The sequence below is a fragment of the Vibrio sp. 5S239 genome, assembly GCF_041439575.1.
GTDB lineage: Bacteria > Pseudomonadota > Gammaproteobacteria > Enterobacterales > Vibrionaceae > Vibrio > Vibrio kanaloae.
Genome location: NZ_JBGOOM010000002.1, coordinates 236,910 through 250,050, shown reverse-complemented (window position 1 = coordinate 250,050; position 13,141 = coordinate 236,910). Strand labels below are relative to the sequence as shown.

The 13,141-nt window shown below is 43.5% G+C and carries 13 protein-coding genes; 7 read left to right on the top strand and 6 right to left on the bottom strand.

Annotated features, from left to right (window positions below):
- Positions 1–77 precede the first annotated feature (77 nt).
- Positions 78–791: a histidine utilization repressor gene (gene hutC / locus ACED48_RS03200; protein WP_017055191.1), complete on the bottom strand. Its 714-nt coding sequence runs from the start codon at positions 789–791 to the stop codon at positions 78–80.
- Between the two features lie 180 nt (positions 792–971).
- Between hutC and ACED48_RS03195 the strand changes: the two genes are divergently transcribed.
- Positions 972–1,715: a sporulation protein gene (locus ACED48_RS03195; RefSeq protein WP_017055192.1), complete on the top strand. Its 744-nt coding sequence runs from the start codon at positions 972–974 to the stop codon at positions 1,713–1,715.
- A 79-nt stretch (positions 1,716–1,794) separates the two neighbouring features.
- Here the strand turns inward: ACED48_RS03195 and ACED48_RS03190 are convergent, their stop codons facing one another.
- On the bottom strand, positions 1,795–2,781 hold the full coding sequence (locus ACED48_RS03190; protein ID WP_017055193.1) for a DUF3187 family protein: 987 nt from the start codon (positions 2,779–2,781) through the stop codon (positions 1,795–1,797).
- Between the two features lie 361 nt (positions 2,782–3,142).
- On the opposite strand from ACED48_RS03190, the gene thrS reads away from it, so the two are divergent.
- The 6 genes from thrS (at position 3,143) to ACED48_RS03160 (ending at position 7,349) form a co-directional block, all read left to right on the top strand.
- Entirely contained in the window at positions 3,143–5,071 is a 1,929-nt protein-coding gene (gene thrS / locus ACED48_RS03185; protein ID WP_017055194.1) for a threonine--tRNA ligase, read from the top strand.
- 2 nt (positions 5,072–5,073) lie between these two features.
- Positions 5,074–5,625 (top strand): translation initiation factor IF-3, encoded by a 552-nt coding sequence (gene infC / locus ACED48_RS03180; protein WP_077680304.1) that lies wholly within the window; start codon positions 5,074–5,076, stop codon positions 5,623–5,625.
- A 104-nt stretch (positions 5,626–5,729) separates the two neighbouring features.
- Positions 5,730–5,924: a 50S ribosomal protein L35 gene (gene rpmI, locus ACED48_RS03175; protein ID WP_004738430.1), complete on the top strand. Its 195-nt coding sequence runs from the start codon at positions 5,730–5,732 to the stop codon at positions 5,922–5,924.
- A 42-nt stretch (positions 5,925–5,966) separates the two neighbouring features.
- Positions 5,967–6,320, top strand: coding sequence for a 50S ribosomal protein L20 (rplT, locus tag ACED48_RS03170; RefSeq protein WP_004733517.1), 354 nt, complete (start codon positions 5,967–5,969; stop codon positions 6,318–6,320).
- Between the two features lie 212 nt (positions 6,321–6,532).
- Positions 6,533–6,847: a N(4)-acetylcytidine aminohydrolase gene (yqfB, locus tag ACED48_RS03165; protein WP_017055195.1), complete on the top strand. Its 315-nt coding sequence runs from the start codon at positions 6,533–6,535 to the stop codon at positions 6,845–6,847.
- A 49-nt stretch (positions 6,848–6,896) separates the two neighbouring features.
- Positions 6,897–7,349: a hypothetical protein gene (locus ACED48_RS03160; protein ID WP_017055196.1), complete on the top strand. Its 453-nt coding sequence runs from the start codon at positions 6,897–6,899 to the stop codon at positions 7,347–7,349.
- 103 nt (positions 7,350–7,452) lie between these two features.
- On the opposite strand, the gene ACED48_RS03155 is transcribed toward ACED48_RS03160, so the two are convergent.
- The 4 genes from ACED48_RS03155 to ACED48_RS03140 form a co-directional block, all read right to left on the bottom strand.
- Positions 7,453–8,691 (bottom strand): leucine-rich repeat-containing protein kinase family protein, encoded by a 1,239-nt coding sequence (locus tag ACED48_RS03155; RefSeq protein WP_017055197.1) that lies wholly within the window; start codon positions 8,689–8,691, stop codon positions 7,453–7,455.
- A gap of 114 nt (positions 8,692–8,805) precedes the next feature.
- Entirely contained in the window at positions 8,806–10,380 is a 1,575-nt protein-coding gene (locus ACED48_RS03150) for an ATP-binding cassette domain-containing protein (RefSeq protein ID WP_017055198.1), read from the bottom strand.
- A 508-nt stretch (positions 10,381–10,888) separates the two neighbouring features.
- Complete coding sequence (locus tag ACED48_RS03145) at positions 10,889–11,467, bottom strand: TetR/AcrR family transcriptional regulator (RefSeq protein ID WP_017055199.1); 579 nt, start codon at positions 11,465–11,467, stop codon at positions 10,889–10,891.
- Entirely contained in the window at positions 11,464–12,900 is a 1,437-nt protein-coding gene (locus tag ACED48_RS03140; RefSeq protein ID WP_017055200.1) for a coniferyl aldehyde dehydrogenase, read from the bottom strand. Before ACED48_RS03140 ends, ACED48_RS03145 begins: the two co-directional genes overlap by 4 nt.
- Positions 12,901–13,141 lie beyond the last annotated feature (241 nt).

Sequence of the window (13,141 nt, the reverse complement as noted above, 5' to 3'; positions counted from 1 at the left end):
ACAAATAAATAGGCTAAACGTTTACTTGAATCAAGTTTATGTTGCAAAAATGTGATCAGAGTTCAGGGTAATGTTCTTTAATCTAAAATTATCTTGGAGCTTAATTTGTACTTAGAACCAGGATGGTAGAGCAATGCAAAGCTGATTAGACGCTCTTTGCTCCATGTTCTTCGATTCAAAAGAAGGCAAGGTTCTGATTCTAGAAGTTTGAGCGAAGTTCTAATTTTTGAGTCTGGAATAATGGCTTCAACAGTATGCTCAATAGCACTCAATGGGCAACTTTTTGAAAGGTATTCATTAGGTGTTGATGTCGAAAAATCCTGTTCAAGGTATTTAGGTGCGGCTAGAGAATTAACCCATCGAGCCTCTAGCTGAATTGGTGATCCATCTGAAAAATGTATGATTTCACTATAAAAAACTTCTTCGTGAATCATAACACCTAACCGTGTGGCGGTGCTTTCATCGGCCTTGCTGCTTTCGTGTTTGATGACTTTGCTTGTATACTTTTGGCCTCGATCTTTGATCTCTTGCGCGATGTTATTGATATCAAGCAAGGGAGATTGGGCTTTTTCATTTGGCTCACAAACAAAAGTTCCCAGCCTTGGTTTTCTGATTAATTTCCCTTCAGAAACGAGGTCTCGAATGGCTTTATTAACTGTCATTCTACTCACATTAAACTGTTCTGTGAGTTCAAGTTCGGTGGTGATCTGATAACCAACTGGCCAATAACCGCTAGTGATTTTCTCGTCTATGAATTGTTTTATTTGCAGGTAGAGCGGTGCTTTTGACATAATGAAACCTTATTTGACTATACAAATAGAGTAGCGAATTTCTTAATGATTTCAACATTTCCTCGGACTATGTGATGCTATTCGACATAGATAGTGCGAATTACTTGATTCTATGAGGTAAGTGTCGCAAATTGTCGCGCAATAATTATCAGAAAATCAAATGATTAAAAAGGAAATAATATGTTTAAGAAAATAAAAGCCTCGTTGGGCATCGGTGCAGCAAAGGTTGATACCGTCTTAGATAATATTGAAGTTTTCCAAGGTGGCGAGTTGTCTGGCAATGTTCATATCATTGGTGGAGACGTTGAGCAACAAATCGACCGGATCAACTTGGTTCTCAATACAGAAGTAAAAGTCGAAACCGAAGATAGCACCAGTTATGAAACCTTTTCACTGGGTCGTATTCGAGCTGTAGAGTCTTTCGTTATTCAACCGGGTGAAACCAAGTTGGTCCCATTCCGCCTTAAGTTAAATGATGAAACACCAGTGACTGCGTTGAACGCACAAATGAACCAATGCCATGTGTGGGTTGAAACAAACCTAGATATCGGCTTTGCGATTGACCCTAAAGATCGCGATTTTATCTCCGTTCATCCACTGCCAACAGTCGCTAAAATCATTCAAGGTGTTGAAGCATCGGGCATGGCCATGGTGAAAGCAGACGTAGAGAAGGGCTTCTTAAAAGGCAACAGCTTTGCTTCGCGTTCGGGCTGTTACCAAGAGATTGAATTTCGCAGCGGCGGTTTTATGAATAACAAAGAGATCGAGCTGTCATTCATCGTAGAAGGTTCAATGGTTCACTGCCTAGCAGAAATCGACCGTTCAATGAGTTTCCGTGGCGACCAATACATCTCATTCAGCTTGCCTGCAAACACGGCTGATTCAGACATTCGCAATGCAGTCTCACGAATTATGAGTGCGTAGTTGCCAACAGTGCCGACAAAATTAAGCCGAACGAACTCGTTCGGCTTTTTTGATTCTGCTGTCTCGACCTGAAATGTGTTTACCACTGATGACGATAGGCCAATTGGAAGGCGACGTCGGTGGAGTTATCCATGTTGAAGATGTTTTCGATAATGGATATCTCGATAGCTGAACGCTGCATGAGATAGCGATACCCAAGCATCATTTCATTCGCGGCTTCCGAAAATTCAGTTTCACCGTCTTCTGCGCCTTCATACCATCGATATTCAAGGTGTAACTCATGCTTTTCAAATAGTGTGAGCTGATAGCCGCCCATCCATGACCATGTTCTCTTTTTATGTGAAAAACTATTTTCGACCTCTCGACTGGACTGATTGGTAAACCCTAAGCTTGTATAAAAGGTATTGATGTCGAGTTGGTATGAATAGTTGAATTGTACACTTTGCTCGGTGCTGCTTCCTTCGAAGGCGCCGTGGCTGACGTTGTTGTGATATAGGGATAAACCAAATGACAAGCCGTGGTTTTCTAGATCTATGATTTGGTATTGGTTGTAGAACGTGAAAGCGCTGGTTAGCGTGTCACCGGAGAAGTCACGAATATTGATGTCGTGGTCTGGTGCATAGATGTCGAATTGGTGTCGCTCTTTCTGGTCTCGCCCTGCTTGGTCGATGCTAAATAGGTCATGAAAATTGATGGTGATTTTGTCGAGGTGATTATTGGCTGCATAAAGCCAACGGTAATTGAATTCTACTTGCCACCTTGTGGTTAATTGCCACCGCAGTCCTGTCTGAAGTTGGTTTTGATAATAGTCGAAGTGATAGTCGGGGGAGTGGGCCCAGATGCTCGCGGCAGTTAAGGCGGTAAACATTTCAACCTTATTCTCTTCGAGTGGGAAGCCAGAACGAAGTGTTGGAGTGAGGCGCACGGACTGCAATGGTGCTTGGGTATAACTGATTAAGGGGCCGTAATCTTTGTTGGCCCATGCCGTTTCTGGTGCAGTAACTGCTATGGCTATTGTTAACAGTAAACGAGGTGTGAGTGATATAAAAGTAGCTAGCTTCTCCATATGCGCCTCATCTGTATCTAGTTGCTTTATAGAGCTTAGTTCTAAATAACTAATTTGTAAGAGTTGAGTCGAAATAGGTAAGTTAGAACAGTTCGATTCGAAAGGTGGTTCAAGGGAATGGGAAGTCACTTTTTGGCATAACGACGTCAATAGGAGAGTCGGGAGGTTCCCTCCATCATTGTCATTTCATATTATTTCGTTAAAATGCTCGGATACGTACAAATGGGGCATCTGTATTTGCTTCTATGTGGGTATCTTTATTATGCATATATCTACGATCAACATACTCGTTGATTGAAAAACATATATTAAACATTTTCATGTGTTGCTTGGTGTGCAACACCACTGTAAAGGACAAATAATGCCAATTATTACTCTTCCTGACGGTAGTCAGCGTCAATTTGACAACCCTGTATCAACTCTAGATGTTGCCCTATCAATCGGTCCTGGTCTTGCTAAAGCAACCATTGCTGGTCGTGTAGACGGCGAGCGTGTTGATGCTTGTGATCTTATCGAAAATGATGCAAGCCTAGAAATCATCACAGCTAAAGATGAAGTCGATGGCCTTGAAATCGTTCGTCACTCTTGTGCTCACCTTTTAGGTCACGCGATTAAGCAGCTTTTTCCAGAAGCGAAAATGGCGATCGGTCCTACTATCGATAACGGTTTCTACTACGATATCGACCTTGAGCACTCTCTAACGCAAGAAGATCTAGAAAAGATTGAAAAGCGTATGAAAGAGCTAGCGAAGACCAAGTATCAGGTTGTTAAGAAGAAAGTTAGCTGGCAGGAAGCGCGTGACGCATTCGAAGCTCGCGGCGAGACTTACAAAATTGAAATCTTGGACGAGAATGTTTCTAAAGACGACCGTCCTGGCCTGTACCATCACGAAGAATACATCGATATGTGTCGTGGCCCACACGTACCTAACATGAGCTTCTGCCAGCATTTCACGCTACTTAATGTAGCAGGTGCATACTGGCGTGGTAACAGTGATAACAAGATGCTTCAACGTATCTACGGCACTGCATTCCAAGACAAGAAGGCACTTAAAGCTCACCTTGTGCGCCTAGAAGAAGCGGCTAAACGTGACCACCGTAAAATCGGTAAAGCGCTTGATCTATTCCACATGCAGCAAGAAGCACCAGGCATGGTGTTTTGGCATCACAACGGTTGGACTATCTTCCGTGAGCTAGAAGTATTTATTCGTCAGAAACTGACTGAGTATGATTACCAAGAAGTAAAAGGCCCATTAATGATGGATCGTGTTCTTTGGGAACGCTCTGGTCACTGGGATAAGTACGCAGACGCGATGTTCACAACTTCTTCAGAGAACCGTGAATACGCTATTAAGCCAATGAACTGTCCTGGCCACGTTCAAATCTTCAACCAAGGTTTGAAATCTTACCGTGATCTACCGCTACGTATGGCTGAGTTCGGCTCATGTCACCGTAACGAGCCGTCTGGCGCACTTCATGGCATCATGCGTGTTCGTGGATTCACTCAAGATGATGCTCACGTATTCTGTACTGAAGACCAAGTTCAACAAGAAGTTAAAGCTTGTATTGAAATGGTTTACGATACTTATACAACTTTCGGTTTCGAAAACATTGTTGTTAAGCTATCTACTCGTCCAGAACAGCGTGTCGGTTCAGACGAAATGTGGGACCGTGCAGAGGCCGATCTTAAGCAAGCGCTAGAGTCAATGGAGATTGCATACGAGATTCAAGAAGGCGAGGGTGCGTTCTACGGACCTAAGATTGAATTTACTTTGCATGATTGTTTGGACCGTGCATGGCAATGTGGTACAGTGCAGCTCGATTTTGCATTACCAGAACGTTTAGGTGCTACTTACGTAGGTGAAGATAACGAGCGTCACACGCCAGTTATGATCCACCGCGCGATTTTAGGTTCACTAGAACGCTTCATTGGTATTCTTATTGAAGAATACGCTGGCTTCTTCCCTACGTGGTTGGCGCCAGAACAAGCAGTTGTAATGGGTATTACAGACAAACAGTCTGAATATGTACAAGAAATTACGAAAAAACTGCAAAAAAGTGGATTTAGAGTCAAAGCAGACTTGAGAAATGAGAAGATTGGCTTTAAAATCCGCGAACATACTTTGAAACGTGTACCGTTCATGCTTGTGTGTGGTGACCAAGAAATGGAAGCCGGCGAAATTGCAGTACGTACACGTAAAGGTAAGGACCTTGGCAAGTTTAAAGTGGATGACTTTATTTCATACATCCAAGCCGAAGTTTCAAGCCGTAAGCTCAATCTGGAGGAATAGCTATTAAAGGCGGAAGACGTGGCCAACAACCGGCCAAACAAAACCAGCACCGTTTAAACGGTGACATTCGTGGCGTTCGTGAAGTGCGTCTAACTGGCGCAGACGGCGAAGCTGTTGGTGTAGTAACAATCGCGGAAGCGATGGAAGCTGCAAATGAAGCTGGTATGGATCTTGTGGAGATTAGCCCTAACGCCGAGCCGCCAGTTTGTCGTGTGATGGACTACGGTAAGTTCCTCTTCGAGAAGAGCAAAGCTGCGAAAGAGCAGAAGAAAAAGCAAAAGCAGGTTCAGATCAAGGAAATTAAATTCCGACCTGGAACTGATATTGGAGACTATCAGGTAAAACTACGCAACCTGACTGGTTTCCTAGAAGACGGCAACAAAGTGAAGGTAACAATTCGCTTCCGTGGCCGCGAAATGGCTCACCAAGAAATCGGTGTTGACGTTCTTAATCGTTTGAAAGTAGATACTGAAGAATTTGCAGTTGTCGAATCTTTCCCAACGAGAATTGAAGGTCGCCAGATGATCATGGTGTTGGCCCCTAAAAAGAAGTAATTAACGGCTTTGCAAGTAATTAAACCCTGCAGCCTCAGGTTGCGGGGTTTTATTCGCCCTAATTACTATGTTATTAACAACTCAACAATGCGGAGTTATTCATCATGCCTAAGATGAAAACCAACAAAGGTGCTGCTAAGCGTTTCCAGAAAACTGCTGGTGGTATTAAGTTTAAGCACGCTGGTAAACGTCACATCCTGACTAAGCGTACTACTAAGAACAAGCGTCAGCTACGTCCGAACTCGATCCTTCCTAAATGTGAAGTTGCTCAAGTTCTACGTATGATGCCATACGCTTAATTCTTTTTAGTTTATAAATTCGTTTAGTTTAGGAGAAGCATAATGCCTCGCGTAAAACGTGGTGTACAAGCTCGTGCACGTCATAAGAAAGTTCTAAAACAAGCTAAAGGTTACTACGGAGCACGTTCACGTGTTTACCGCGTAGCTTTCCAAGCAGTTACCAAAGCTGGTCAATACGCTTACCGTGACCGTCGCAACAAGAAACGTCAATTCCGTCAACTTTGGATTGCACGTATCAACGCGGCATCTCGTCAAAATGGTCTATCTTACAGCCGTTTCATCAATGGCCTTAAGAAAGCATCTATCGAGATCGATCGTAAGATTCTTGCTGACATCGCAGTATTCGACAAAGCAGCATTTGCTGTTCTAGTTGAAAAAGCGAAAGCATCTCTATAATTTAGAGTTAGCTTAAAGGTTTAAGAAAAGGAGAACTTCGGTTCTCCTTTTTTATTGCCTGTAATTTGTCTCTTTTAGATATTCCCAACTCCTTCCTCCGTCAGTCTTGGGAATGACGAGATGAACTTCCGCATCTAATTTTTATTCGCTTGATCTGGCATTCTGGTATATAAACATCTACCTAACTTTTAAATGTTAAGCGACCGATATAAATGACTGCACCAACTACTATGACGTTCTTTGGACGTTTTGAAGCTGACATCCTTTCTGGCAAAAAGACCATTACTATTCGCGATGAATCAGAGCGTGATTACCAACCGGGCAGCGTTGTTGAAGTCTCAACGTTAGAAGAAGGGCGCGTGTTCTGTAATCTTAAGATCATCAGCGTAGAACCAATTCTGTTCGATGAGCTGGGTGAGTTCCATGCACAACAAGAGAACATGACGCTGCAAGTGCTGAAAGATGTGATTCAAGATATCTACCCAGGTATTTCTCAGCTTTACGTTGTCTCTTACGAGCTAGTTTAATCGCTAACAACGCACCTTTAGTGTAGTTCTGGATGAATAGGAAGGATTAATGACTGAGTTATCGAGCGACACTAAGCAGCAAATCTTGCTTCAACTTTATTGTCGTGAGCAAACTGACCAGCCGTTAATTCCTCGTACCGAGCTCGACATCGATCTTTACGACAGCGAAGCGTTTTTAGTTTGGCGTGCAACCAAGCGCGATTTTGTTACCAGTGATATTGAAAACCGTGTTTGGGTAAAAAGCTGCCCAGCAGGGTACATTACCGAAGTTCACTTTCATTCTGATGGTAGCTTAACTGAATATCGTTTGTTTGACCGATTTGAAACACAAGGTCATTGGTTATTGAAAAGCGGGTTGCTGCAAGTTGAAATCGATAAAGGTGATAATCGTTACCAGTTTGATGTTGTCGCGCGTAAAGACCTCAATATTCATTCGGCAGTGGAGTATAAGAATCAAGAACTCCACTCTTATCTCAAGCTTGTTCAGGTGGAAGCTAGTTAAGTCTGTTTCGATTAATTCAGCTCTAGAAGCAAAAAAGCTAACGTCAAACGTTAGCTTTTTCATTTCAGGAGAAACTCGATTAAACGCTTAAGCTTGGTCGCTCTTATGCGTGATAGCTTTCGAGTTTCTTATACAGCTCTGAATTGATATCGCTTGCAGCGCAAACTGTCAGTAGGTCATCAATAAAGTACTTGAGAGCGCGAGCTTCGATACGTCGAATGCCTTGCTGCTGCTCTTCATTCAAGTAACCATAGATGGTCGCCGCTCCAAAATCACCAAAGATCATTTGGCCTTGTTCATTGACTAGGGTGTTGTGCGCATACAAGTCACCGTGACAAACCTTGTTGTCATGCAGGTGATTAAATACATCGATCATCTGAGTCATAATGTTGTCGATTTGCGAGAGCGGAAGTTCAAAACCTTCTGGGAAAGTATCACGTGTGCAAGTCTCGAGTGTCGGTGGCAGACCTAGGTTATAGTAGCTGCTTGGAATGAGTTCCATCACCAAAGCTAGGTAGTCCTGTTCCTCAACTTGAGCAATGGATTTTACCAAGTTGTTATGGTGGCCAGCTTGAAGGCACGCTTCTAACTCATCATGTGGGTAACCGTCACTGGTGACTTCGCCTTTAAACACTTTAACCGCTACTTCTTGTGGGAAATCAAAGTCGCTATTTAGCCAACTCGCATGAGAGATCACGCCTGACGCGCCTTGGCCAAGTACTTGATTCAGTGAATAGCTTTGAGAGCTAACCGCAGGCACGCTATCTAAGCTGCTTGGGTGTTTACAAAACGGGTTACCCGCAAACGCTAACCATGCCAGTTTTGGTAGCTTGATTAGGAACTCAGGGAATTCAGTCAGTTGGTTTGCAGACAGGCGAACCAGTTCAAGGTTTGATAGGTTCTCCATGCTATCTGGTAAAACACGAATCTTATTACCAGCCAATGCTAGCTTTTGTAGTCGTGGTCTTTCACCTAGTGAGATAGGCAGGGCCTCAATCTCATTGTCGGTCAGGATTAACCAACGGAGTTGAGTAGGCAGAGATTGCTCGCTAACGGTTTTGATTTGGTTGGTTTTGAAGCCAACCATTTCGAGCTTAGGAAGAGTACCTAGAACATCAGGCAGGTGCGTAAACAGGTTATTCGACGCAAAGATAATACGCAGGTGAGTAAGCTGTGATAACTCGGCTGGTAGGTCTGACAGCTGATTACCTGAAAGGTCTAGAATTTCAAGAGAATCGGCAAGTTCCAAGATCTCCAAAGGAAACTCGGTGAGACCGTCTGACAGCTGTAAGCGCTTAATACCGTTTAGTTGCCCTGATTTTAATTGTTCTAGAGTATGCAAACCTTAGCCTTATGAATAGATGTTCGAGGCGCGTAGTTTACTTGTCTCAATCAAGAAAGGCGAGCACCGGAACGATGCTCGCTTAACTAATCTAAGTGAACGAATCTACGAAGGTTAAAGTCGTATATGGTTTTGGCTGACGCCGACTTCCTCAACAAAATCAGCATCATGACTGACCAAGATAAATGCGCCTTTGTATCCACGCAAAGCGGACGCCAATATTTGTTGTGAGTCTATGTCTAGATGGTTGTCCGGTTCATCGAGCAATAGAAGTGGGGTGTCTTGCTTGTGGCTAACGATCAACATCGCCAGTTTCATTTTTTCACCACCACTTAAATGTGCCACTTTTCGGTATACGGAGTCTCGCCTAAACCCAATTCCAGCCAACAAGGTTCGTGCGTCACTCTCTGTTAACCCAAAGCTGTGTGTCATCAAGCTATCGAACATAGTGTCGTTGGTGTCTAACAGGCCAAAGTGTTGATCCAAATAGACAGTCGGCCCCAAGCGCTTGATCGATCCCTTATAATTGGTGTGTTGATCGTGAATCGCTTTTAACAGTGTCGATTTTCCACACCCATTAGCACCGGTTAGATAACACCGTTCCCCTTGTGATAAAGAGAAACTGATGGGCGCACCAGAGCCGTAAACAAGGCGGCAGTTTTCAATGGTTAACAAAGAGCTCTTTTTACTGCTATTACTTTGCTGTAGATACAAAGCTTGTGGTTTTATCCTCTCTTTCTGTTCTTTAAGCGACTGAAGTTTATGTTGGTTTTGGTCAATGAGATTCCTTTGGCTTGTCACAGACGCGGCTTGGCTTTGTCCTGCTTTATCTTTCATCGCATCTAATAATATCTTGGGTTGGCTACCTGATTTTCTGAGTCGGTTTCCCTGAGATTCTCGCTGCTGCGCTTTTTCTTTGTTGGCTTGAGTTTGACGCTCGATTCGTTTCTTTTCGGACTGATGATGCGCAACCTGTTTCTCTAGCGCGTCGCTTTGACTAGACACTTGTTTGAAGTAATCATCATAATTTCCTTTATAGAAACGTACGCCCAAGCTGTTGAGGTGGTAGATCCCCTCCATTTGTCTCAATAAGCTTCGATCATGGCTGACGACAAGTATTTTTCCTGCAAACATCTGACATTGTTCTAGTAGCCAATTGCGTCCGTCCTTATCCAAATGGTTTGTAGGTTCATCGAGGATCAGTATGTCGTTATTTGATACGAACAGCTGATGAAGCTGTAACAGGGCGAGTTGCCCACCACTCAAAGAGCGACAAAGCGTGTTCAAATCACTAGTGATCTTTAATGTACCTAGCAACTGCTGGGTACGCGACTCTAAGTCCCAATCATCGCCAATGATATTGAAGTGCTGCAGTTCACAGCTGCCTTGTTCTATGGCGCTTAACGCTTCTAACTTTTCGGTGAGCCCTAAGAAGTCAGCGATGGTGATGTTGGTACCCAGTAGCGTTGATGGTAATTGAGAGTAAAAGCCGATTGAACCTTGGCGTGAAACACTGCCTGTTGTGGGCTGTTTTTGTCCCACTAGCAATGAAAGTAACAATGATTTTCCAGCCCCGTTTCTTCCGACTAGGCCGGTGAGGCGAGTGCTCAAATTAAAGGTGATGTTTTTGAATAACCACTCACCAGTATCAAGTTGGAATGAGAGATTATTGGCTAATATAGTAGGCATAGAAATACCTCCCTTTACGTGTAAACGAGTAAAAGGGGTGAGGCGCTTTTTCTATACAGAATTCTATGTATAGATCGCCAAAGACGTTACTTAGGTAGCGTACCAATCAAAGATAGGAAATAGAGTGTTGATCTGATTTCTATCTTTAAGGTGCTGATCTTAAAGATGTAGCTTGTCAAAAGACGGATCTTTAAGAGCTTGATTTGTCGCGAAAATAGATGACGAAGTAACGCCCACTAACCCCGAGTGTCCAAATGATTTTTATAAAAATAAATCGGATGTCAGGATGTTAGTACTTCATTATGGCGTTATTCTCTTTTGAAATGATGGTGGGATGGTACTGAAAGAACGTACTCTGAGTCAATATGCTGAGGTGATTAAATTGTGTTCAAATAATTAAAGCGCCTGTGTGGCGCTTTAATGAGCATTATTGGAAATAAATTGAGTCTAGAACTTATATCTTTGGGCTTAGAACTTATAGCTTAGAGCCTTGGGCTTAAAGCTAAAGCTACTTGGTTTGTCCGCCAACGGCTCGCCAACACATATCAAAGCTATCGTTGATGTACTTCGATGTTTGTTCTGGTGGAGACTCGCTTTGTTCAATCAGCCAGTTTGCACAAATCAGAAAGTGGCTATGGATGAAGTGCCTAACAAGGTTAATGTCTAACACCATCAACTCACCATCCTCTTGCCCTTTCAAAATGATCTCGTCTAGCGATGCGAACATCTGTGAAACAATTACTTCTCGAGTTTGGGTCGTTGGGTCGAAATGAACATTGGTAAAGAACTTCATCGCAACCGGATTTTCTAATGCCCATTCAATTCCTGTGATCCACATGAACTTAAAAGCTTGGTAGCGATCTTCTATTGCCACATCAGTGTGCAGTTGAAGGGTCGAGAATAGCTCTAGCTTCAGCTCGCGAAACAGTTCATCAATCAATAGAGATTTGTTTTCGAAGTGGTGGAACAACGTCGCTTTCGCCACACCAGCTGTTTTCGCTATTTGTCCGGTAGATGTGCCCTCTAGCCCTTGTTGAGAGAAGAGCAGGAGTGCAGCATCTAGGATTTTTTGTCTTTTGGTGATCATCTATTGAGTACTTTGAACATCAGTTTCTTGATTGGGTTGTTGTAAGGAGGATGCATTAACTTGGTGAAGTTGATTTTTCCTCTGCTTAGAACGGTTTTGGCATGGCTAAAGGTCTTGAAGCCCTCAATGCCGTGATAGTGTCCCATGCCTGAAGGGCCGATGCCACCGAATGGCGCGTCTTCTGCAGCCACATGCACCAAAGAATCATTAATACACACGCCGCCAGAGTGTGTGTCTGATAAAAACTTGTCTTGGGTTTCTTTATTATGGCTCATTAGGTACAGAGCCAGTGGGCGTTCTCTCTCTGTAATGTAGCTGATTGCTTCTTCGATGGAATCATAAGGCACGATAGGCAGAACAGGACCAAACAGCTCTTCTTGCATCGCGAGCATCTCATCGTTCACTTCGGTGAGAAGGTGCGGCGTCATTCTGTGGTTTACATCGTCCTGTGCTTGTTCGGTTACCGTGTGAATAACCGCGCCTTTAGACTGAGCATCTGCAATCACACCCTTCAAACGATTGTATTGGCGCATATCGATCACTGAGGTTAAGTCTTTGCTCTCAATGCCAGCTTTGTATAGTTTTTTGAAGTACTGCTTATAAGCTGTGATAAACGCGTCGGCTTTTTCTCGTGGCAATAAGATATAATCGGGTGCCACGCAAATCTGGCCAGCGTTTAAGCTTTTTGCAAACAGGATGCGTTCAACGGCGTCAGCGACATCAAAGTCAGGAGCAATAATCGTTGGAGACTTGCCGCCCAATTCCAAAGTGACTGGCGTTAAGTTGTTGGCTGCCGCTCTCATTACGTGCTTACCTACAGCGGTCGATCCTGTGAATAGAATATGGTCAAACGGGAGCTGACTAAACTTCGCGGAAACATCCGCTTCACCTTCGATAATCGCAACCCGATCTTCATTAAAACCTTCAGCCAACATGGCTTTCAAAACTCGGTTTGTCGCTGGAGTGAACTCAGACATCTTGAGCATTGCAGTATTACCGGCCGCAAACGCAGTGATGAGGGGCCCTAAAGAGAGCATGACCGGGAAGTTCCAAGGAACAATGATGCCGACAACACCCACTGGCTGATAATGAACGGTGATTTTCGCGGGTGTTAGCATTAAGCCTGCTTTTCTGCGAGATGGCTTCAACCACTTCTTAAGGTTCTTCAGGCTGTAATTGATCTGGTGAAGAGAAGGGGTGATATCAGCAATCAAGCTGTCGTGTTTTGCTCGATGGCCATAATCTTCAGATACTGCCTCAATCAATTGCTCTTGATAGCGCATTAACAACGCTTTTAGTACTGAGAGGTTTTCTCTTCTCTGCTCAAGCGTAGGATTAACATTACTGCGGTAGTGATCTTTTTGTCGGTTGAATATTTGATCCATGTCGTTGGTGTTCGACGTGGTTGGTTCAAGGTCTAGATTATGGCTCATGGTATCCCCTAAATTCGAAAGCTGACCGATTGATTGGTCGGTTAAAATTACAAGAAGATCGAATCGAATACAAGATATGCGCGAGAAAAGTTCAAAAATTGAGCGGTTACAACATTGAAGTGAGCGAGTTCTAGTAGGAAGAATGAAGTGTTTATCGGCATCGAATCGCGGGATACAAGCTGTGTTGGTGATAGCGAGAGTTCAGGTTGTGAAGTGCTTATATTTGTCACAACTCTGACTT

What these genes read in the sequence shown, in the direction of transcription:
- ACED48_RS03150 (WP_017055198.1), bottom strand. Translation starts at nt 10,380, where the DNA reads ATGCCTACTATATTAGCCAATAATCTCTCATTCCAACTTGATACTGGT.
- ACED48_RS03190 (WP_017055193.1), bottom strand. Translation starts at nt 2,781, where the DNA reads ATGGAGAAGCTAGCTACTTTTATATCACTCACACCTCGTTTACTGTTA.
- rpmI (WP_004738430.1), top strand. Translation starts at nt 5,730, where the DNA reads ATGCCTAAGATGAAAACCAACAAAGGTGCTGCTAAGCGTTTCCAGAAA.
- yqfB (WP_017055195.1), top strand. Translation starts at nt 6,533, where the DNA reads ATGACTGCACCAACTACTATGACGTTCTTTGGACGTTTTGAAGCTGAC.
- hutC (WP_017055191.1), bottom strand. Translation starts at nt 791, where the DNA reads ATGTCAAAAGCACCGCTCTACCTGCAAATAAAACAATTCATAGACGAG.
- ACED48_RS03145 (WP_017055199.1), bottom strand. Translation starts at nt 11,467, where the DNA reads ATGATCACCAAAAGACAAAAAATCCTAGATGCTGCACTCCTGCTCTTC.
- ACED48_RS03140 (WP_017055200.1), bottom strand. Translation starts at nt 12,900, where the DNA reads ATGAGCCATAATCTAGACCTTGAACCAACCACGTCGAACACCAACGAC.
- thrS (WP_017055194.1), top strand. Translation starts at nt 3,143, where the DNA reads ATGCCAATTATTACTCTTCCTGACGGTAGTCAGCGTCAATTTGACAAC.
- rplT (WP_004733517.1), top strand. Translation starts at nt 5,967, where the DNA reads ATGCCTCGCGTAAAACGTGGTGTACAAGCTCGTGCACGTCATAAGAAA.
- ACED48_RS03195 (WP_017055192.1), top strand. Translation starts at nt 972, where the DNA reads ATGTTTAAGAAAATAAAAGCCTCGTTGGGCATCGGTGCAGCAAAGGTT.
- ACED48_RS03160 (WP_017055196.1), top strand. Translation starts at nt 6,897, where the DNA reads ATGACTGAGTTATCGAGCGACACTAAGCAGCAAATCTTGCTTCAACTT.